The sequence below is a fragment of the Puniceicoccaceae bacterium genome (genome assembly GCA_040224245.1).
GTDB lineage: Bacteria > Verrucomicrobiota > Verrucomicrobiia > Opitutales > JAFGAQ01 > JAKSBQ01.
The window spans coordinates 39,242-60,589 of record JBEGIR010000002.1 but is presented as its reverse complement, the minus strand read 5'-3'; the positions used below and the strand labels follow the sequence as shown (position 1 = coordinate 60,589).

The 21,348-nt window shown below is 51.2% G+C and carries 14 protein-coding genes and 1 tRNA gene; 13 read left to right on the top strand and 2 right to left on the bottom strand.

The annotated features are described in order from the left end of the window. Nucleotides 1-42: 42 nt before the first annotated feature. The 12 genes from ABQ298_00295 (at nt 43) to ABQ298_00240 (ending at nt 16,632) form a co-directional block, all read left to right on the top strand. On the top strand, nt 43-636 hold the full coding sequence (locus ABQ298_00295) for a hypothetical protein (protein ID MEQ9822804.1): 594 nt from the start codon (nt 43-45) through the stop codon (nt 634-636). Between the two features lie 20 nt (nt 637-656). Then, nucleotides 657-1,637, top strand: a complete 981-nt coding sequence (locus tag ABQ298_00290) for a glycosyltransferase family 2 protein (protein MEQ9822803.1) — start codon at nt 657-659, stop codon at nt 1,635-1,637. Further along, nucleotides 1,634-4,345: a glycosyltransferase gene (locus ABQ298_00285; protein MEQ9822802.1), complete on the top strand. Its 2,712-nt coding sequence runs from the start codon at nt 1,634-1,636 to the stop codon at nt 4,343-4,345. The genes ABQ298_00290 and ABQ298_00285 overlap by 4 nt, the downstream gene beginning before the upstream one ends. Nucleotides 4,346-4,449: 104 nt before the next feature. Further along, a complete protein-coding gene (locus ABQ298_00280; GenBank protein ID MEQ9822801.1) occupies nt 4,450-5,931 on the top strand; it encodes an ABC transporter ATP-binding protein in 1,482 nt (493 codons plus the stop codon). 1 nt (nt 5,932) lies between these two features. Next, nucleotides 5,933-6,760, top strand: a complete 828-nt coding sequence (locus ABQ298_00275; protein MEQ9822800.1) for an alpha-1,2-fucosyltransferase — start codon at nt 5,933-5,935, stop codon at nt 6,758-6,760. Nucleotides 6,761-7,294: 534 nt separating this feature from the next. Further along, a complete protein-coding gene (locus tag ABQ298_00270) occupies nt 7,295-9,235 on the top strand; it encodes a glycosyltransferase family A protein (GenBank protein ID MEQ9822799.1) in 1,941 nt (646 codons plus the stop codon). A gap of 35 nt (nt 9,236-9,270) precedes the next feature. Continuing rightward, on the top strand, nt 9,271-11,631 hold the full coding sequence (locus tag ABQ298_00265) for a glycosyltransferase (GenBank protein MEQ9822798.1): 2,361 nt from the start codon (nt 9,271-9,273) through the stop codon (nt 11,629-11,631). Nucleotides 11,632-11,843: 212 nt separating this feature from the next. After that, nucleotides 11,844-14,231, top strand: a complete 2,388-nt coding sequence (locus ABQ298_00260) for a hypothetical protein (GenBank protein MEQ9822797.1) — start codon at nt 11,844-11,846, stop codon at nt 14,229-14,231. Nucleotides 14,232-14,420: 189 nt separating this feature from the next. Then, nucleotides 14,421-14,496: transfer RNA gene (locus ABQ298_00255), tRNA-Lys, on the top strand. Between the two features lie 198 nt (nt 14,497-14,694). Beyond that, on the top strand, nt 14,695-15,195 hold the full coding sequence (locus ABQ298_00250) for a hypothetical protein (GenBank protein MEQ9822796.1): 501 nt from the start codon (nt 14,695-14,697) through the stop codon (nt 15,193-15,195). Continuing rightward, complete coding sequence (locus tag ABQ298_00245; protein ID MEQ9822795.1) at nt 15,188-15,772, top strand: sigma-70 family RNA polymerase sigma factor; 585 nt, start codon at nt 15,188-15,190, stop codon at nt 15,770-15,772. The genes ABQ298_00250 and ABQ298_00245 overlap by 8 nt, the downstream gene beginning before the upstream one ends. Beyond that, nucleotides 15,769-16,632 carry a hypothetical protein gene (locus ABQ298_00240; GenBank protein ID MEQ9822794.1) on the top strand — a complete coding sequence of 288 codons (864 nt, stop codon included), beginning with the start codon at nt 15,769-15,771 and terminating at the stop codon, nt 16,630-16,632. The genes ABQ298_00245 and ABQ298_00240 overlap by 4 nt, the downstream gene beginning before the upstream one ends. Nucleotides 16,633-16,696: 64 nt before the next feature. On the opposite strand, the gene ABQ298_00235 is transcribed toward ABQ298_00240, so the two are convergent. Together ABQ298_00235 and ppdK are read right to left on the bottom strand one after the other, a co-directional pair. Further along, on the bottom strand, nt 16,697-17,407 hold the full coding sequence (locus tag ABQ298_00235; GenBank protein ID MEQ9822793.1) for an HAD-IA family hydrolase: 711 nt from the start codon (nt 17,405-17,407) through the stop codon (nt 16,697-16,699). A gap of 126 nt (nt 17,408-17,533) precedes the next feature. Then, nucleotides 17,534-20,257 (bottom strand): pyruvate, phosphate dikinase, encoded by a 2,724-nt coding sequence (ppdK, locus tag ABQ298_00230; protein MEQ9822792.1) that lies wholly within the window; start codon nt 20,255-20,257, stop codon nt 17,534-17,536. A gap of 153 nt (nt 20,258-20,410) precedes the next feature. Between ppdK and tatC the strand changes: the two genes are divergently transcribed. Further along, the gene (gene tatC, locus ABQ298_00225; protein ID MEQ9822791.1) at nt 20,411-21,223 is read left to right on the top strand and encodes a twin-arginine translocase subunit TatC; all 813 of its coding nucleotides are present in this window, start codon (nt 20,411-20,413) and stop codon (nt 21,221-21,223) included. Nucleotides 21,224-21,348: the final 125 nt, after the last annotated feature.

Here is a 21,348-nt window from a genome sequence, read left to right as displayed (position 1 = left end):
TCCCGAAGCTCTCTTAGATGGCATTTTGCACACTTGATCGCGATGTTTATCAAAAAATATGGGATTTATCTCTCAATCCTGATCGTGTGTCTGGCGATCGGATTAAAAACGGCGATGGACACTCCATTGGGGCGACATACCCTGGAGATCCGCTTGAATTCGAGTCAGACCGGAGTGACCGAATTGTTCTATGACGACGGACTTGGTTTTTCAGCGGAGAAGCGCATTCCCGGTGAACTGCTTGAGAGCGGAGTCGACACAGATTTGGTGTTTGAACTGCCGCAACCGTCGATGGTGCGTCTTCGGTGGGATCCGGTCTATCATGAGGAAGGAGTGCAGACCACTGTGAATCGGATCCAGGTTTCGTTCTACGGCGGAGAATACGTTCGCGATGTTGTGTTTGAAACCCTTGTACCCCAGAACCATATCAAGACCTTTCGCATTGACCCATCCCGGTTGTATTTTGAAGTGGATCCGGGTTTTAACGATCCCTACCTGATCCTAACGAAGATTCCTGAAGCCCCAGAACCACCCTCACGCACCTGGTTGATTGTCAAGGGCTTTGCATTTTCGTTGCTTGCTGCCCTTCTTCTCTCGGCGATCTACCGCTTGATTGTCTGGTATTTCAACTCCTGATTTTATCCCTTCACCCATTCATGAGCGAACCTGTTGATTGTGTATCCATCATTGTACCCGTGTATAATGAGGAAGCGAACTTGCCCGAACTCTTCAGCAAACTCGATGAGTTGATGACGTTGGGGACCCACGAGTGGGAAGTCGTTCTGGTGAATGACGGAAGCAAGGACGAGAGCGGTCGGTTGATTGACGAAAAAGCAGCTGAAGACCAGCGCTACGTCGCGGTGCAGTTTCGGCGGAATTTCGGCCAGACTGCAGCGATGCAGGCGGGGTTTGACTATGCCAAAGGGCAGGTCGTGGTTCCACTCGACGCCGATCTGCAGAATGATCCGGCGGATATTCCGATGCTTCTGAAAAAACTGGATGAAGGCTATGACGTGGTTTCTGGCTGGCGCAAGAAGCGTCAGGATAAACGCTTTCGGCGCGTTTTTCTGAGCCGGGTGGCCAATGCGCTCATCTCCAAGATTTCCGGAGTGAAGCTGCACGATTACGGTTGTTCACTCAAAGCCTACCGCAAGTCTGTGATGTCGGAGGTGCGCCTGTATGGGGAGATGCATCGCTTCATTCCGATTTATGCCGCCTGGCAGGGTGGGCGCATTACGGAAGTGCCCGTGAACCATTTTCCCCGGACCAAAGGTGTTTCGAAATACGGAATGGAGCGGGTGTTTAAGGTCATTCTCGACCTGATTGTCGTGAAATTTCTGCACGGATATTCGCAGAAACCCATGTATGTTTTTGGTGGATTTGGCCTTGGTTGCTTTTCGGCAAGCGGACTGTTCGCATTGATTGCCATCGCGCTGAAGCTCTTTGAGATCCGGAACTTCTCCCGTACGCCACTTCCACTGTTCTGTCTGTTTTTTGCGCTCATGGGTGTATACTCCATCCTGATGGGATTGCTGGCAGAAATCATCACGCGCACCTATTATGAGGCGCAGAACAAAAAGACCTATCGCGTCAGGGAAGCGAAGGCAGAGCCACTTGACGAGGACGAGACAGCATGAAATCAAAATCTTCGGCAGATCAGATCCCATTGCCGGACGAATCGGGTGAACCGGTTACCGACTGGAAGGCACACGCGAAAGCGTTGCTCAAAAAACTGGAGCTGCACCGGCAACAGGCGGAGAAGTATGAAGATGCGCTGAAGCGCCTCGTCTCGACACACGAGACGGATAGTGAAGCGGTCGAGAAACTCAAGCGGGAGGTCGCTCTGAGAGATCAGGACATCGCCTTCCTTTGGCAGGAGATCGAGGCACTGCAGCACGGACAGGCGCAGTTGGAAGCAATTCGCGATCATCGGCTCAAAGAAGTGCAGCTGCAATTGCGACATCGGGAAAACGCCGACCGAAGGATAGCGTATTTTGAGCAGGTGATTGCGCGACAATCCGGAATCATCGAGCGCCTTGAGCAGGAGATTCGTTTGCGGGCAGCACATCTGGAATCACTGAAGCAGACGCGGGGCTGGAAAATCGGAAAGAGCTTTTCGGGCAAGGAAATGGGCGCTCCTGTGGACCTGAGTTCGCTTCCACCACTTCCGGATGAGGTTCAGGAACCCAGCTACGAAGTGGTGGAGACATTACCCCCGGCACCCGTTGCCCAGGCATTTGAACGCAGCTTCACCAAGGATGAAAGCATTGCGGTGGGCTTCCACGCGGCGCTGGAGGCACCGCGCTCCTTTGTTTCTCCCGCAATCGGGCAGAAGGTGAATTTTGCCGGCTGGTGTATTGACCGGGAGGGCCGGGCACCCGTCAAGATGTGGGCGGAAGTTGGTGAGATGGAAGTTCCGGTGGCACTGGGAGGGGTGAGGGATGACATCGTTCAGCACTTTGAAGGTGAAATCGAGGTTGAGCAGCGCTGCGGATTTCTGGCTGAAGTTTCAACCGGTCCGGGTGAAAATTTCATTGAGATTTTCGCGCGATTTGCGGACGGATCTCAGGCGATGCTGTTCAAGCGCATCGTGGTCAACCTTGGGTTTGAAACCACACCGAAGCGACAGCTTGACGAAGATTACCAGTCGTGGATCCGCTGTTTTGATACGCTGAGCGAACAGGACTTGAATAAACAGCGGGATGAAGCTGCGCAGTTTGAAGCTCAACCCCTGATTTCGATACTGCTTCCAGTTTACGATACCCCGGAGCGATGGTTGCGGGAAGTGATCGAAAGTGTGCTCGCCCAGAGCTATGAAAACTGGCAGCTGTGCATTGCAGACGATCATTCACCCTCGGCGCACGTGCGGGAGATACTGGAAGGCTATGCCTCGCAGGATGAACGGGTTCGTGTGGTTTTTCGTGAGAAAAACGGCCACATCTCTGCGGCGACCAACTCGGCACTGGAAGTTGCGGAAGGGGAGTTTTGCGCGCTGCTGGATCATGATGACCTGTTGCCACCACATGCCCTGTATCACGTGGTTTGCACCCTGAACGCGTGCCCGGAAGCAGATCTGCTCTACAGTGATGAGGATAAAGTGGATGCGGAGGGCAAGCGCTTTGATCCCTATTTCAAATCGGACTGGAACCCGGATTTGTTTCTGTCGCACAACTGCATCTCGCACCTCGGAGTTTACCGGACCCGCATCCTGCGCGAGATCGAAGGTTTTCGCGAGGATCTCTATGGTTCGCAGGACTGGGATATGGCACTTCGCTTTCTGCTGAAGACATCGCCAGATCGCATCGTGCACATCCCACGCATACTCTATCACTGGCGCTATCTGGATACCTCGACCTCAAAGACGATTGACAGCAAACCCTATGCAGTGACTGCCGGCAAGCGCGCGATCGAGGCCTACCTTGAGGAACGCGGCGTGCACGGCGAAGTGATGGAGGGCATGTGGCCGGGTGCATACCGGGTGAAGTATGAACTGCCAAAGGCAACCAAAGCATCGATCCTGATCCCGACCCGCAATCAGGCGGAGGTGACGCGTCGCTGTATTGAGAGTCTGTTGCGGCACACCCAGGCCCCTGAGTTCGAAATCCTGTTGGTGGATAACCAGTCGGATGAAGCCGATGCGCTGGAGTGGTTTGCGTCGCTTGCATCGGAGGATCGGGTGCGGGTGTTGCGCTATGATCAGCCCTTCAACTTCTCTGCGATTAACAATCTGGCGGCGACTGAGGCCACAGGCGACGTCCTGGTATTGCTCAACAACGACGTGGAGATTCTAGACGATACCTGGCTGGAAGAACTCTGCTCACAAGCGATGCGCCCTGAGGTCGGTGCAGTGGGCGGCTGGTTGCTCTACCCGGACCATCGCGTGCAGCATGCCGGCATCCTGCTCGGGGTGTGTGGCATTGCGGTGGAGGCCTTCAAATTTCAGCTCGAGTGGAACATCGGGCACATGGGGCGCGCGCACCTCAATCAGAACTACTCTGCTGTAACGGGGGCCTGCCTTGCGACGCGTCGGGAGGTGTGGCAGCAATTGGGAGGCATGAATGCAAATGAACTTGCGGTAGCCTACAACGATGTGGACTACTGTCTGCGTGCTCGGCGCGAGTTGGGACTTGCAACGGTCTGGACCCCTTATGCCAAGCTGATTCATCACGAATCGGTTTCGCGTGGTTATGAAATCACTCCTGAACAACAGAAGCGCATGGATAGCGAAGCGGACTACATGCGCCAACACTGGGGTGAACTTTTGAAAGCGGACCCCTTCTACAATCCCAATCTGTCCAACTTTGATCCCCAATTCAACCTTGCCTGGCCCCCACGAGTGAAGTGATCATCGGTGAATGGACTTGCGGACAAAAGGAATCCAAGTAGGAATGAGCTGGTTGCGATTCTTTCAAAGAATGCAGAAGATGCCTAATTTTTCGAAGTAACGGAATGTCAGAATCAGAAAAAGAAATTGTGGTATCTGCCGCTGGATTAGGGAAATCCTATCGAATTTGGAAAGACCCCTCAGCACGCCTCAAGGCACCATTGGTGCAGGGATTACGGAAATTCCTGGGGCGTGGGAGTGACCTTGTTGGAGGCAAAGGCATATCAGCGCCAATCGGACGAATTTTTAACAAGACGACCTATTATCATGACTTTTGTGCGCTTAAAGGCGTAGATCTCACGTTATATCGAGGTGACAGCATAGGGATTATTGGTCGCAATGGTTCGGGCAAAAGCACCTTGTTGCAGCTCATTGCGGGAACATTGACTCCGTCAGAAGGAAACGTGTCGACAAAAGGGAGACTGGCGGCTCTCTTGGAACTGGGTGCAGGATTCAACGATGAGTTTACAGGTCGCGAAAATGTGTATCTAAACGGTGCGATTCTCGGACTTTCCCGACTTGAGATTGATGAGCGTTTTGATCGCATTTGCGAATTTGCTAACATCGGAGAATTCATCGATCAACCGATCAAAACTTACTCGAGCGGAATGCGGGTGCGGCTTGCATTTGCGGTGCAGGCTGAAGTGGATCCAGATATCCTGATTGTCGATGAGGCACTTGCAGTGGGAGATATTCGCTTTACGATGAAGTGTATTCGGCGAATGAGGCAGTTGATTGAGGAACGGAATACTACGTTGCTTTTTGTATCGCACGATTTGTCCAGCATTGTGAACTTTTGCAAGGAAGTGATTTGGATTCACGATGGTGAAATTATTCGAAGGGGTGATCCGCGGACTATCACTGTGGAATACTCCAATTTTATGCATTATGGTGAATTCGTGCGAAAGAGTTCGGGAAACGGATTGTTGAAGAACGAGTCGGAAGTGGATGAAGCAGGAAGTTCAAATGCCGGAGTTGCCGAATCTCCTCCCGCTGTATCTACGCCTTCACCTGTGATCACGGATTCTATGGAATTGCCTGACTCAATGAACTGGGTTGATCTTTCGGAGATGGTGCATGATGGAAATGGTGATGCAGTGTTCCTTAAAGCAGCCCTGTACTGTCCCGATCACCCTGATAACAACACTCTCTTTCGAGGAGGGGAATCGATTGAAATTTATTTGCTCGTTGAAGTGCTTAAGACTCAGGAATCTCCCATCATCTGTTGTGATATTTACGACATGAAGGGAAATCTCATCTATGGAGTCAATTCTTGTTTTGTGGATGGGAAACTCGAACCCATGCTTGAGGGAAATCATTATGTGTATCGTTTTGAAACCAATTTAAGAAAATTAAGAAATGGAGACTATGTAGTGCTGTTTGGGCTTTCGAATGGCACATATACCGAGCATGTACATGTTTATGGAGTTCCTGAAGCACTGACCTTTGAGGTGAAATCAACGGACCTCAGTCAGCGCCACCACATGGTATCATTCGATGGTGGTGCAATATCGGTTTCTGCTGCAACTCCCCTGACCCCAGCCTGAGATGATCGTTGTTCAGTTAAAGGGTGGAACGGGAAACCAAATGTTTCAATATGCCTGTGGACGCGCTCTGGCGCATCGAACCCAAAGTGAGTTACAGTTTGATCTTAGCTTTCTTGAAAGCAAGGAACACGATGAGCTGCATGTGCGACGGGAGTTTTCGCTGGATATTTTCGGAATTACGGGGCCGATCTATGAGGGTAATATTCATCGGGACCTCACTTGGATTTCGGAACAAAAGTTTACCTACGATCCAGAGATATTGCCGAATCACGGCAATGTGTTATTGGATGGATATTGGCAAAGTGAAAAGTATTTTGCTGCCATTGCAGAGCATATTTGGAAGCAATTTTCGGTTCGAGATCTGTCCCGATTGAACCCAAAACTGGTTCGAACCTTTCGAGACCCGAGTTCCATATGTGTGAATGTGCGTCGTGGTGATTTTGTGAATAACGAGCGGTCTCGTCGTTTTCATGGTGTTCTGGGGTCAGACTACATGGAACAGGGAGTGGAATTCCTTGCTGAATCAGTTAAAAATCCAAAGATATTCGTTTTTTCGGATGATGTTGACTGGTGTAGGGAAGAGCTGCGGTTTCCCTATCCAACCGAAGTGATCGGGCATGAGCATGCAGGGCCAAAGTTTAGGGATTACCTTCACTATATGTCTTTGTTTAATTCTTACGTCATTCCGAACAGTTCGTTTGCGTGGTGGGCCGTCTGGCTGAGTAGCTTTGGTCGAAGGGATTGCAGGGTTGTTGCGCCAAAACGGTGGTTTTTGGATGAGTCGTATTGTTTTGATGACCTGATTCCACCAACTTGGCATCGGATCTGATCGTATTAGATGGAAATGTTCCCAGCAGATTTGTTGAAGCCCAAATGCAGGTTCAGGATTATCCTCTTCGCTGAAAACACGCCAGCGCAGCTTGATCTGTGTTTGCAAAGTCTTCAGCGCTCGCTGGGACAGGATTTTTCAAAAGATTGTTGCGACCTGATGATTCTGCACCGTGTCAGAGGCAACCGTGAGTATGACCAGCTTGCTTGTGTCGTGCAGGATTTTCCGAATGCGAAGTTGCAACGCATTCACTGTTTGGTGAGTGATCTTTGGCAATATTTGCAAGATGTAGAATTTGTTTTGATGCTGTCGGATGCGTGTGTTTTCACCCGGACTTGGTCGATTCGACATGTTCTGAGGCATCTGCAGGAGTATTCGGGGGATACTCTGGGATTCCATTTAGGCCTTGGACTTGGTGCAGCAAATACTGTGTCGTTCGATGAAATCCAACAAGGGAAACAGCAAAATTCTAAAGATGGGATTGTGCGCTCATGCTGGACGACAGCGCATGGTGATGTTGCAGAACCGCTTGACTTGAGTGCATCCATTTTTTCAGCTGCCCGGATTGCGAATCTGCTCAATCGTCAAGATGATGCAATCGATTCGAAGGATCTGCAACGACTGCTTGAGGGACACCTGGAAATACTGAAAGAGGTGTATCCGATGCTGAGCTATTTTGGAGAAGCGGTGGTCCATCTCGAATATCCAAACAGCCTTGAGTTACCCGAAGGAAAGCGGATTCTCGCAAGCCGGCGGGCATTGTTGCAGGGAGTCAGCAATGGATTTCGATTGGATCTTGACCCATTTTGGGTGGGCAGAGGTGCCGGTTCTTCTTCACATAACACATGGTTTTGGAGAGCCTCAGGAATCTGGAAACGAAGCTCGCTTTCCGCATCCGACAGGCAGCGTGTACCGCTAATTAGCGTCATAATTCCATGTTACAACTACGGTAAATATCTACTCGATGCGGTCGAATCTATTCTGAACCAAACGCTTTCGGGGGTTGAACTCATCGTTGTCGATGGAGGATCGAACGATGCGCATACTCGTGAGGTTTTGGAACAACTGTCTGAGGAAGGTGTGCAGGTTTTCATCCGTTCCGAGCGCAGCCTGGTTGGCAGTAATCGGAATTTTGGTATCGAGCGCAGCAATGCACCCTTTGTGTGTTGCCTGGATGCTGATGACGTGCTGGATGAGCACTACCTTGAAAAAACCCTCTTTCGTCTGTTGTGGGACAATGCGGATGTTGCGGGAACGGGTGCGCGATGTTTGGGGGCGTCGAACCAGTTGATGGGAGTCAAACCTGTTCTTGAGAACCGTGAGATTCTGTCCCATAACGGAATCATGTCTGCCTCAGTGTTTCGAAAGGAACTTTGGGAGAAAGTTGGTGGGTATGAGGACTTTGGTCTTGGTGATGCTTACATCTACGAAGATTGGCATTTTTGGTGCAAATGTGCATTAGCTGGAGCTAGATTTCTGAACCTGCCGCGAGAGTTTCTCATCGGGTATCGAGTCCACAGTAGCTCGAGTCTGAGCCGACAACAAGGTAGAGTACGTTCGCACGATGAACAATCTGGGGTGATACAACAGTCACTCCAACACCGTTCGTTCGACTACGTTCAATGCCCGGATGTGTTGGGTTCAGAGGAAAGTTTGGCAACATGGGTCGCTCGTCAGGTGCGGAGTTCGCATGCTCCCGGTTCTGTATCCCCGTTGGTTGTGCTGATCGAGCAATGGAAACCGGAGATGATAGAACGTATTCGAAAGATACTGAAACCTTACCGTCGCTGTGGACATGAACTGATTTGGGTGCAGACAGGAAACGGGATGCAATCGGATTCACTGGAAATCCATGGATTGCATGCGCATGAGCAATTCTGGGAGTTGTCCCGCTTTCTCGAAGATTTGGACCAGAAGTTGGGATTCTTGTGTTACCTGATCGAATCGCGTTCCATTCCGCTCGTATGGAGTGTGGATTCCTCATTCAAGTGTGCTTTGGTGAAGGAGTGTGAAGCACGCGATTGGAACACGGTTGTCGTGGATTCACCGATTGAAGACGCATCCGACATCGAAGTTGCGAAGCAAACCGTGGAGACCAAGGAAGAACGATATCGATTGCAGTTGATGGGATCGCGACATCCCGAATCAGAGGGAAATGAAGTTTGGATTCTTGATCTTCTGACACATGAGATGAACAGTCTTTTGGCACGGTCCCTTGAGGTATTGTTACCTTCAGGATGGAAAATGGTAGAAAGTGAAGGATCACCACGAGGATTTGCACTCGTAGGAACCGGTGCGACCCCACTCGATATTTGTCTGCCTCATGGCACAGCCATTCGGTTTTTGGAACACCGCTTCAGTGGTCAGGTGACAATTTCGAACCTGGAAACGGGCGAGAATCTCATGTTAGACCTTTACGCTGGACAACCCGACATTCGTAACGTGAGGTTGTCCCAAAATGACGGAAATCGCTGATCTGGAACTCGGCGATTGTCAATGATTTTGAACAAATGAATATTGTCTACGTTAGCCGTGAGTTTGGACCCATTACGGGTGGCGGAATTGGAACCTACGTCGCAAATGCTTGTCGAGCGATGCTGGAAAGGGGGCACAAGGTATTCCTCCTTACGGATTGTGTGAATGCTTCCAATCACCACAAACTTCCAGAAAATCTCCATGTTGTTGAGACGCTTCCAATGCCCGCCGAAAAACAAGGGGGTTGTTTTTCGGCGAACCACGAATACAGCCATCGGGTGTTTTTCACACTTCAGGAACTCTGCAGAAACGAAACGATTAATGTGGTAGAGTTTCCTGAGTATTGTGGCGAGGGATTCGTGTGCATCCGCAGTAAACGGTTGATGAGGACGTTTGCAGATCAACACCTGGTCGTGAAGTGTCACACACCGCTCTCCTTGCTTGAAACCATCAATGAAGACAGAGAGTTTGCGGCTTGGGTGGTGTGTGATATGGAGATGGAGGACTATTGCGTTCGAAATGCAGATAAAGTGACCTCTCCCTCTCAGTCATTGGCGGACTATTTTTCGGATCGGGTAGGGAGGAATGATATTTCTATTTGTCCGTATCCACTCTACCTCGATTTTTCGGAACCGACTCTTCCGATGGCGAAACGGGATCTGAAAACGATTCGTTTTTTCGGTTCGATTCAGGTTCGAAAGGGTGTTGACGTTTTTGTCAGAGCTGCTGTGGAGGTGCTGGAAAAGCGTCCTGATCTGCAGTTTGAGCTGGTTGGCGTGGAACGAAATGCGCATTTTTTTAACCGAACCTATACAGAAGTGCTGCAAAGCACGATCCCCGAAAAGATGTTGAATCGAATTCAGTTTCGAGGGGGAGTTCCCTATGATCAGGTTGATCGCTTGTTATCGGAAACAGGCATTATTGTATTGCCATCTCGTTGGGAGAATTGGGCAAATGCATGTCTTGAGTCGATGTCAAAAGGATGTGTTGTGCTTGCGTCACGCTCTGGAGGAATGTCGGAGATGATTGAGACAGATCACAGCGGTATGGTCATTGACCCAAAGAATGCAAGTGCACTTGCTGGACTCTTGCTTGAGCTGTTGGAAGACGAATCGCGTTTGCAGCGCATATCAAATGCAGCAGTGGCTCGTGCTCGAGAACTTACACATCCAACGACTACTGCCCTTCGAATGGAAGCAAACTACACTGCAGTGAAAGAGAGATCGTTTTCAGATCAAAATGATAAGCCTCTTGTTTCTGTGGTCATTCCATTTTTCAACCAAGCAACTACGTTGAGTGAAACACTCGAAAGTGTTCGTTCGAGCAACTATCCAGAATTGGAAATTGTTGTTGTCAACGATGGATCAACGAGTCCTGCCGCAAAGCGTTGCTTTGATTCTCTTGAAGGGGTGGTGAAGGTCGAGCAATGCAACAGGGGGTTGAGTGCTGCCCGGAATGCGGGCATTCGCGCGAGCAAAGGGAAATATGTATTACCGCTGGATTCGGATGATCTGCTTCATCCCGAATATTTGAATAAGGCGGTTACGGCTCTTGAGAGTTGCCCGGACCTGGGCTATGTGAGTTGTTACACGAGAAACTTTGGAGCCTTCGATACTCCTTACTATCCGATTGGATATGTGAGCAAGCTGATGCCGTATCTGAATACAAGTGGAAAGTGCACAAATCTATATCGTCGAGAGCTGTTTAATATTACGGAAGGTTACGACGAGTGTATGAATTCATACGAAGATTGGGATTTTTTGTTAACGCTTGAAGATGCTGGAGTTGAGGGTGATATCCTGCCAGAAGAACTATTTTATTACCGGCGAAATTTTGCATCCATGGTATTTTCGACGGCGAATCCGATTCGTGCGAATTTGATTCAGTACATGATGTTGAAACATCGAAAAAGTTGGGCTTCTCACAGCGAGATGATCGCACTGTTGCTGGTTCGATTGTGGAAGGAAGCTGAGATGCGCGAAGAATCTTCGAATACAGAGGAATTCCGTGTTTATTTTGGCGGAGATGACGGTCTCTCTGAAAAGGGTTCGAAAGAGATGCATTACATAAAATTTGGACGAGTTCAAATCGAGTGTACGTTGCCGTTCGACCCCAAAACGCACACGGTTCGATTCGATTTTGCTGTCAGCGAGATGCGCATCCTGATTCATCGAGTGTGGATCAAAGATCTGCTTTCTGAGCGCTTGCTGCTTGAATTCGATTCAGAAAAAAGTTGGGAAGGCCTGGATGTTGCAGGAACGGCAATGATCGAAAGTGGTGATGATGCTGGTTCTCTTTGCATTCGATCAACAGGGGTGGATCCTCAGGTTATCGTGCAAAGTAACTTGCTGTTGGGAGCAGAATTGCAGGTTGGATTCGAATTTGAAATCGTGTAGCTCGTGAAATCCACTCAAGCTGAGGATGGTTGAAATCTACGCGCGAACGCTTCGGGTGTTCGTGTGAACGAAGAACATTAGTTCCAACATTACCTGCAATTGTAAAAAGGGGTTGTTGCGGATGGGATTTCCACTAGGGTTGATACTGTTGCGTTAACGTCATGATGGGTTATTTGAGTTATTGATGCCCGAAACCCTTTGCCACCCTCGTTATGAAGCTTGCATTTGTTGCTCCCGATTCACCCCGATTCCTGGATCAGGCCTACCTTCACCATCTCCAATGGGTGTGGGAGCAGTTGCTCGAAGAAGGGCATGAAATTACAGTATTTTCGATCGTGATGCAGGGGGAAAGCACCATTGCACCGAGTCTTGGGATTGATGTGGTGCAAGTGCCTATGCCCGAGCAAGAAGTGCAGTGTGCCTATCTGTGCCATGGTCAGGTCTGGTCCGATGCACTTGCGCAAAGGGTGCTTCAGTATCTGGAGAATGAATCGCTCGATGCAATTGAAATTCCTCTGTTCGGGGGGCTGGCGTTCAGTCTGGTACGCATCAAGCGCTTATTGGGATTGGTGAGCGAATGTAAATTGGTGCTCAATGCCATGGACGTGCCGCAGCATGAAGCGGAGATCGTTGATCTGGAATCGCTGATGCTCCATGAAATGGAGGCTTACTGCCTGCGACACGCAGACCTGCGTTGCACCCCATGTGTGTCGGTTGCGGAGGATTTGAGAAAAGGTTTTGGTCCTTTACAGGTTACTGTGATCGATGCACCTGCATTGGGTGAATTTGTCGATACATGCGCAGCGTCAGAATCCGGAGGATCGGCTGCCCGACTGCGCGAACGCCTTGAACAGGGAAGGGAAAATGAGTCTCCAATGCAGCCTGGGGCGTTGTTTGAGCTTCAACCGCCCAAGTGCTATGAGCGCATGCTCAAGCCCGCGAGCCTCAGCGTATTGGCGTGGGATTCTGATTCGCGCGACCTCGAAGGTTTCAGGGCATCGATGGCATCCGTTTCGGGAGTCGAAATCCGATGGATTTCACTGGGCAACCGCAGTGAAGCCGAGTTGGAAGATTCAAGCTCGAATGCAGGATTGAAATCGGCATGGGAACATTGGGAGAGTTCTGAAAATCCACTGACACTGGGGGCAGTGTTGGCAAAGGTGGATACTGATTTCCTCATCATTATTCGGAACGGGATCCGTCCTGAGTCCGGTTTTGTTGAGCAAGCCATTTCGTGCATGCAGCTGCATGGTGAGCTGGCTGCTGTGGGAGCTTATGCGAAGGGCAGTCTGTCGAGTTATCCGATCATTGCGATTCCGGGCATGATGGCCTTGCACAATACCTGTTCACTTTGGGGCAATCTCTTCAGGGTAGATGTCCTGCGTCGGCTGCAGATGGAAGACCTTTACCTGAAAGCAGAGGATTCGGATACCTCCTTATTGTTGGCATTGATGGAGCGATATCAGCTCGTGGATGTGCTTCCCTTCACGGGACTGGACTACAGTCAGGTGGCGGAAGTAAACTATGAATCGCAACATGATGCTGCGGGCATGTTGGAGCGAATGGAACGCTATTCGAGGCTGTGGAAAACACATGCTGTTCGATTGCTCAAAGTATGGATATCCGACCATGCGCGTATCCAGTCTTCGTTCAAACTGCAGCGCACACCCGAGTTCGCATGGCTTGAGACTCAGCTGAAAGCGCGAGTGGCGATCACCACATCAAAGCCAGAAGAGCACTCGATGCAGCAGTCTGAAAGCCCAGAGTTTTTGGAGACTCCGGAACCCGATTTGGCAGTGACGCCGTGTGATGCAATTGCGATGGATGAGTCGAGTGCTGATTCCTGGGTCGTTGAGGGAGAAACACTGCAGGAATCAGGCGATTCCGAAAGGACAGACAACCGCATTCAGTCGCTTGAGGATGCTGTGGAATCGCGTGATTGGAATGAACCGGAAGAGAGTTCTCCCTGGGATTCTTCACATTTGGATGTGGACCGTCTGGAATCGATCCCCATGCCTGGGGAATCGGAGCATTCCGGTGGGATGGATGCAGGGCTGCGACTGGATGAAGAATCTGAGCAGAGCTTCCTGAGTGCGCAGGAATCTATCGCTGGTGTTGAATCAGAAAATCCACCACTGCGACTGAAAAAGCCGCCACTGGACTCCTCCGCATCTGTTGATGCAACGACGCTGCAGGATCGCTTTCAGGTTTTTTGGAGTGATTCGAAAGCCTTTTCTGAAGAACGTTCACTCGTTCAGTCCTATGATGCTGGCACTACCTCCTCATTGGAATTTCAGGTGGATGCCGATTGTCCGGTTTCGCATCTTCGTGTGGATCCCAGTGATCGTTCGGGACGACTGTGTCTGCGTCGCATTGAAATCTGGAACCGCAGCACACAGCAGCTGATATTTGAAACAAGCGAAGAGAATGCATTTGAAGACCTGGTTCCCATGGGAGATTTGGAAGTGGAGGGCATCGAGAGGGATACCTTATGGATGAGCGCAACTGCTCGGGATCCTCAGTTGCTCATGGAGTTGGGCGGGGCATTCACGAATCCGTTCAGTGTGCGGATAGAGTTTGAATTTTCACCAGATTCCTAACCCCATTTTTCCGACGCAAAACGACAGGTTTGAAGCGGTAAAATCGATTGCAGCGAAAGCAGGAATCGGCTGTGCTGCCGACTATCCAAAAAGTGAGCTCGGTGATAAAAAAGGGGTTGCATTTCCATGCGATTTCTAGATTTTGGAACCTTCTTCATTTGAAGAACGTGGTTATTTCCACGATGTTGGGCCGGATTAGCTCAGTTGGTAGAGCAGTTGACTCTTAATCAATTGGTCCGGGGTTCGAGTCCCCGATCCGGTACCAATCTTGCCAAAATACTGACCTGTCTACAGTCGCTTGCGGCATGCGAATGACAAGTTTTGGCAATTGACAAATCGCTGAATCCAGCTGACTGCATTTGGCATAGTCTTGCTCGGAGAATTCGAAACAATTGACTGTGATATGGTATCCTTTGCCCCATCCCTGTGGACGAGATGTTTGCTGCTAGGCGTCGGTTTGCTGATGCAAACGATCATAAACGCTTCGGAAGCAGAGAAGACGGTTCCCACTGTGCAACTGGAGATTGTCAGGCAGATGCAGGGTGGAGCTTTGGATTCCCGTGCGTATCACTCAGCACAGGAAGAGTTTGCTCAATTAGCGGGTGTGTTGGAGCAATGCGCTGGAGAGATGGAAATTGATGCGCATCTCGACATTCGCCGGTTTCCCGGGCGATTCTCTTCCGAGCTGCCCCGCATCACGCTTTATGTTCACGAGTGGCGAGCAGATCGTAGAACGGAAGTGCGTGCGGTGATCGCAGCCAGGTACCGGTGGGACGAAACGCGTGAGGACCTGGGCACTTTTCTGGGACGTGAGTCGATGCCGGTGACGCCGATTCGAAACCTTCGGGACCAAGCCTATCACAATGCGATGAAGCAGGCATGCGAACATTTCCTGAGACGTGTGAGCGAGTTGATTGAGCAAGGCTTCTTCGATTCGGGAAAGGAAGGTGGGTTGCGTGAGTGAGGTTCCGGAAAATCGGGATGTTGAGCTTCATCGGGAGCTGCTCGTTCGCATCGGAAAAGGTGAGGAGAGTGCCCTTTCCCAGCTCTACGACTTGTTGGCAGCTCCACTGGCTTCGCTCGCGTATCGCATTCTGGGAAATCGGGAAGAAGTGCAGGAGGTGCTGCAGGATGTGTTTGTGGCGATCTGGAACCATGCGGGCAACTACGATCCGAAACTGTCACGTCCATTCAGCTGGATGATTGTGATCACACGAAGACTGTGTTGGAACCGCTTGCGCTCCAGGGGACGTCACCAGCGCAAGCTGAAGGCACTCGAGGAATCCGGAAGAGGGCCGGTGATTCCGCTTTCCGAGAAGGTGCCGAGTGAACAGGTGGAAGGAACTGAATTGAGTGAATCCGTTCAGCATCGCCTGAAATCCCTGCCCGAGGCACAGGAGCGGGTGCTACACATGGCATTGTTTGACGGATTCACACATGAAGAGATTGCTGGAATTCTGGATTTACCGCTCGGCACGGTAAAAACGTGGATTCGGAGAGGATTGATGAAAGTGAAGGAACAATTGGAGGTTGAGTCATGAATGAGCAAGTATCAGATCAGGTGCTGATGGACTACTTGTCCGGATCGCTCGAAAAAGCGGAAGCTGATAAGGTTGAAATCGCCTTGCGTGAGGATGAAGGCGTGCGGAATCGATATTTTGAGCTGCAGCACAGCTTTGAGATCGCGATTTGCCACGGCTCGCATGAGCACCGCATGAGTCATGAGGAGTTGGCGCGAGTACGCTCGCAGGTGTTGGCTTCTTTGGCTTCCCAAGTGAATGCAACAAAAGGTAATGAGGAGACGCCTCGACGCCGCAAGCAACGCACTTGGGATTGGAGCGGCTGGAGAATGGCACCAGGCACGCTGGCAGCAGCGGCAGCAGTATGGTTGTTGACCTTCTCGGTAGGGGTGTTTCGCAGTGGTCCTGCTGGACCGGAAGAGGCATTGGAAGGACCTTCACTGGTCGTGTATGAAATCACTGAAGACGGAATGATCGACCTTGAGTCCATTGAGTCGGGGGCGAACATCCGGGAGCTTGTCTTCATTCAGGATAAGGCATATGACGGACTTGCGCGTGCAGAGGGCTATGCAGAGCAGTTGTGGTCAGAGTATCTGGACAAGCGGCAGCACGAACCGGAGGCCCTTCGTGGGCGGGGATTTGTCGTCCTGGATTTGCATGGGAAACAGGGCTTTGCCGGGTTTTACGAACATGCAGAACCTGCTTCAAGACCCCATGAGTCACTCTGGTTTGCGGGAGGACAGTCCCGTGATGTGCCTGTGGGATTGATTGATCCGGAACCCGGAGTATTTTATTTCAAACTCGATAAGGACCGCATGAAACTAGCGACGCTCAACGAGTTTGTTCCGGTCGCGCGAAGCCGGGCAGCGAACGAAATGTAGGTGTAGCCAAGCTGTGATGCATGAGGATCGTTACGGGCTGTTCTCAATTTTGGTGTGTGAGGACTTAGCGAGTCGCTGACTTGTCAGCTGTTGATTTTTCATGCAGCTCAGCTTTTGAATGGGAAACCTGGCGCGGGGCCTGGTGCAGGTCTGCCACAATGCGTTGCAAATCTTCTGGATGATCGGCAATGAAATCGGGCCGGTGCGCCTTCAGTGCTTCGCGTGAATTGTAGCCCCAGGTCACAGAGATGACTTTGATACCCGATTCACGTGCGGCGTCGACATCACGGCTCTCATCACCGATGTAGATCACTTCATCCTTTGCAATGCGCCGTTTTTTGAGGATGCGGTGGAACTCACGCGGCTTACCCATCAGGCGGGATGATGAGCGAACAAAATGGATGTTGGGCAATTGATGAACGGAAACAAAGCGTTCGACATTTTTTTTGGAGTTGGAAGTGACCACTCCACAAATGATCTGGTGTTCTTCAGCCCAGCTGAGAATCTCATGAATACCCTCAAATACCGCGATGCGGTCGAGATTGCGGTAGAGCATGGAACGCCCCTTTCGCAGGAGAAAAGGAACCTTGCGCTTGGGAATCTTCACAAAGTTGAGCAGCTGCCAAGCGTTCATGTGCCGCGCTTTTTCAATCTCATGCTCCTCAATCCGGTTGTAACGGTACTTCGCAGCGAACCGGTTGAAAATCTCAACGGTTTCGGAAAATGTGTCGGCAATCGTGCCGTCAAAATCAAAGAGGATGATGCGAAGATTCATCTGGTTTGGAGGTTAGTGCAAGGGTGGGCAATGCCAAGTCGAAAGACAGCCAGTTTCTCAAATAAAAAAAATGCCCCCGACGGCTTGGTCGAGGGCAAATGAGAGATATTTCTGATATCGTCGGCGTTACGCGTTGCGCAATGCTGCCTGTGCAGCGGCAAGGCGGGCAACGGGTACGCGCGGTGGTGAGCAACTCACGTAGTTCAGCCCCACACTGTGGAAGAAATTGATGGAGGACGGATCGCCTCCATGCTCTCCACAGATCCCGAGTTTGATGTCGTGGCGAGTGCTGCGACCCCGCTGAACAGCGATGTCCACCAACTGCCCGACACCATCGACATCAATTGATGCGAAGGGGTTCTGGGTGACAATTTCCATATCCTTGTAGATCGGAAGATAACTGCCCGAGTCATCACGGCTCATGCCCAGTGTGGTCTGGGTGAGGTCATTGGTTCCGAAGCTGAAGAACTGCGCCTCATTGGCAATTTTATCAGCATTGAGGGCAGCGCGCGGAATTTCTACCATGGTTCCGACCATGTAGTTGATCGTTACGCCCATGGAGTTGCAGACCTCGTCTGCCACGCGATGGATGATAGACGTCTGGTGTTTGAGTTCGGCCTCAAACCCGATGAGCGGTACCATGACCTCGACGTTGACCTCGTCACCTTCCTTTATCACTTCGGCTGCAGCCTCAAAGATGGCACGAGCCTGCATTTCGGTAATTTCCGGGTAGGAAATACCGAGACGACAACCACGGTGACCGAGCATTGGATTGGCTTCGTGCAGTGCGTTGACGCGTTCCGCAATGGTCTCCTGGGGAATGCCAAGCTTTTCCGAAAGGGCATGGCGTGCGCCACCCTCGTGAGGCAGGAATTCGTGCAGCGGCGGATCGAGCAGACGAATGGTAACGGGCAAGCCCTTCATCGCTTCGTAGATGCCCTTGAAGTCCTCCTTCTGATAGGGAAGCAACTTGTCGAGTGCTCTCCGGCGCTCTTCGGTGGAATAGGCCAGGATCATCTGGCGCATTGCATCAATGCGATCTCCTTCGAAGAACATGTGTTCGGTGCGACAGAGACCGATACCCTCGGCACCGAGTGCGATGGCGTTTTCGGCCTGCTTCGGATTGTCGGCATTGGTGCGAATGTTCAGGCGACGGTATTTGTCGGCCCAATCCATGATGGTCGCGAACATCTTGAAGGTGTAGCTCTCCTCGGCAGTTTTCTGCCCGGACAGCACCTGATTGACCTCACTCGGAGCGGTTCCGACGTGACCGGCAAAGATTTCACCAGTGGTGCCGTCGATGGAGATGAAATCACCTGCTTTGAGAACGGTTTCTCCGACCGTGAGTGTGCGCTTTTCGTAGTCGATGACCACATCGTGTGCACCACAGACGCAGACCTTACCCATTTGGCGGGCAACCAGCGCCGCGTGGGAGCTGACACCTCCGCGAGAGGTGAGAATGCCCTCACTGGCAATCATGCCACGCAGGTCTTCGGGAGTGGTTTCAACGCGGCAAAGGATGGCCTTGTCTCCGTGTTTCGCCATGTACTCGCAGCCACCGGCAGTGAAGGAGATGCGTCCAGTTGCGGCACCGGGTCCTGCTGGAAGTCCTGTGGCAAGCACATCTGTGGACTTGCGGGCCTTTTCGTCGAAGATGGGAACCAACAAGCTGGAAATCGACTCAGCCGGGATGCGAAGCACTGCGGTTTTTTCATCGATGAGTCCTTCTTTCACCATTTCATAGGCAATGCGAACGGCGGAGAGACCCGTGCGCTTACCGTTACGGGTCTGAAGCATGTAGAGTTTGCCTTCCTGGATGGTGAACTCGAAGTCCTGCATGTCCTTGAAGTGTTGCTCCAAGGTTTGGCGAACGGCTTCCAGCTCATCGTAGGAAGCAGGCATTTCATCCTTGAGAAGCGCAATGGGTTTGGGAGTGCGAATGCCTGCGACTACGTCCTCGCCCTGAGCGTTGATGAGGTATTCGCCGTAGAAGACCTTCTCACCGTTGGCGGGGTCGCGGGTGAATGCCACGCCGGTACCGGAGGTGTTTCCAGTATTTCCAAAGACCATGGTCTGCACGTTGACAGCCGTTCCCCATTCGACGGGGATGTTGTACTTGGCACGGTAGACCTTGGCGCGTTCGTTGTTCCAGGAGCTGAAGACCGCACCCACTGCACCCCAGAGCTGTTCGTAAGGATCTTCAGGGAAAGGTTGGCCCACTCGCTCGAGAATCAGTTTCTTGTAGCGTGAGATGAGTTCCTTGAGGTTGTCGGCGCTCAGGTCGTTATCCAGTTCTACTCCCAGTTCCTTTTTGAGGTCGGAGAGCACCACTTCGAACGGTTCGTGCTCGTTCTCATGACGGGGCTGCACTCCCATGACGACATCACCGTACATCTGAATGAAGCGACGGTAACAGTCGTAGGAGAAACGGGCGTTGCCAGTCTTGGTAGCAAGACCTTCGGCAGCGGCGTCATTCATACCGAGGTTGAGAATGGTGTCCATCATGCCCGGCATCGACTCACGTGCTCCGGAACGAACCGAGAACAGGAGTGGGTTGGATGCATCGCCGAACTTCTTTCCCTCCTGCTTTTCGACGACTTCGACAGCCTTGCGAAGCTCGGCATCGAGACTGGCAGGGTAGGTCAGGTTATTCTTGTAATAGTACGTGCAGACTTCGGTGGTGATGGTAAACCCCGGAGGTACCGGAAGGCCGATGCGAGCCATTTCCGCCAGGTTGGCACCCTTGCCACCCAGAAGATTCTTCATCTTTGCATTTCCGTCAGTTGTTTGACCGTATGCGTAGATGTATTTGGTCTCGGGGGTTGTGTTCGATTCAGGACAAGCTGTCATGATATTTTTTTGAGTTTTTCATCCTCGCAGTATTGCAGAGGATTCTGTCTTTTGTTTAGAGAAAAGCCTCGCGCTCTTGTTGTGTAATGGAAAAATCCCCTAGTCGAGGTTTGTCAATTCATACTCCGCAATTGCGGGCTATCAAATCAAAATATGTTTAAATCCCGCAGATCTGAGAAAAACGAAAACGCTGAGATGCATTTTCTTGACCATCTCGAGGAGTTTCGCTGGGTGCTCATCCGGAGCTTGCTGGCATTTCTAATCGGGTGTGGGGTGATCGTAGGTTTTCTCCCTTTTGTTTCGGGATTTCTTGCCCAACCGCTGGATACTGCATTGGAACGCATGGGAACCAGCATGGGTAGCCTGGTGACGATCAGCCCGATGGGAGCGTTTACAGTGCTGCTGCAGGTCGCCTTTCTGGGAGGATTGTCTCTGGCTCTTCCGTTTGTCCTGTATTTTGTCGCGGGTTTTCTGGCACCGGGCCTCACCAAGCGCGAACGCCGGGTATTGTTGCCGGGCTGTGTTGCGAGTTTGTTCCTTTTCCTGTTGGGGGGAGCGTTTGCTTACTACTTCATTTTGCCATTATCGATTTATGTGTCCCTGCAGTTCAATCAGATGCTGGGCTATGAAATCGTATGGACCGCTACGGAATACTACAACTTTGTGGTCTGGATGATCCTGGCGGTGGGTGGAGCGTTCGAATTCCCATTGCTGCTTCTGCTCTTGCAGTATGTGGAGATCGTTTCACCCGAGCGGTTGCGCAAAATCCGGTCCACCGTGCTGGTGGTGATCATGGTGATCTCTGCGATCATCACGCCCAGTGACCCGATTTCAATGGTCATTCTGGCAGCACCGCTCTACCTGCTCTACGAACTGTCAATTCTGCTGGGTTCGGTCTTTCTGAAAAAGAAACGTATCGCCGAGGCGAAAGAACGGGAGCAGTGGGAGCAAGACCTTGAGGATTGAGGATGCTTTGCGCTGGAATCCGGTAATTTTCGGTTTCCGGTGCGTGTTGCATGATCAATGCAATTCGAGAAATTTCGAACGCATGTGGTATGCTGATCGCGGAAGAATCCTTTTGCCTGGTTTGC

Bases quoted from the DNA above. Each gene is read 5' to 3' on its own strand.
- ABQ298_00295 (MEQ9822804.1), top strand. From the start codon at position 43: ATGTTTATCAAAAAATATGGGATTTATCTCTCAATCCTGATCGTGTGT.
- ABQ298_00290 (MEQ9822803.1), top strand. From the start codon at position 657: ATGAGCGAACCTGTTGATTGTGTATCCATCATTGTACCCGTGTATAAT.
- ABQ298_00285 (MEQ9822802.1), top strand. From the start codon at position 1,634: ATGAAATCAAAATCTTCGGCAGATCAGATCCCATTGCCGGACGAATCG.
- ABQ298_00280 (MEQ9822801.1), top strand. From the start codon at position 4,450: ATGTCAGAATCAGAAAAAGAAATTGTGGTATCTGCCGCTGGATTAGGG.
- ABQ298_00275 (MEQ9822800.1), top strand. From the start codon at position 5,933: ATGATCGTTGTTCAGTTAAAGGGTGGAACGGGAAACCAAATGTTTCAA.
- ABQ298_00265 (MEQ9822798.1), top strand. From the start codon at position 9,271: ATGAATATTGTCTACGTTAGCCGTGAGTTTGGACCCATTACGGGTGGC.
- ABQ298_00260 (MEQ9822797.1), top strand. From the start codon at position 11,844: ATGAAGCTTGCATTTGTTGCTCCCGATTCACCCCGATTCCTGGATCAG.
- ABQ298_00250 (MEQ9822796.1), top strand. From the start codon at position 14,695: ATGCAAACGATCATAAACGCTTCGGAAGCAGAGAAGACGGTTCCCACT.
- ABQ298_00240 (MEQ9822794.1), top strand. From the start codon at position 15,769: ATGAATGAGCAAGTATCAGATCAGGTGCTGATGGACTACTTGTCCGGA.
- ABQ298_00235 (MEQ9822793.1), bottom strand. From the start codon at position 17,407: ATGAATCTTCGCATCATCCTCTTTGATTTTGACGGCACGATTGCCGAC.
- ppdK (MEQ9822792.1), bottom strand. From the start codon at position 20,257: ATGACAGCTTGTCCTGAATCGAACACAACCCCCGAGACCAAATACATC.
- tatC (MEQ9822791.1), top strand. From the start codon at position 20,411: ATGTTTAAATCCCGCAGATCTGAGAAAAACGAAAACGCTGAGATGCAT.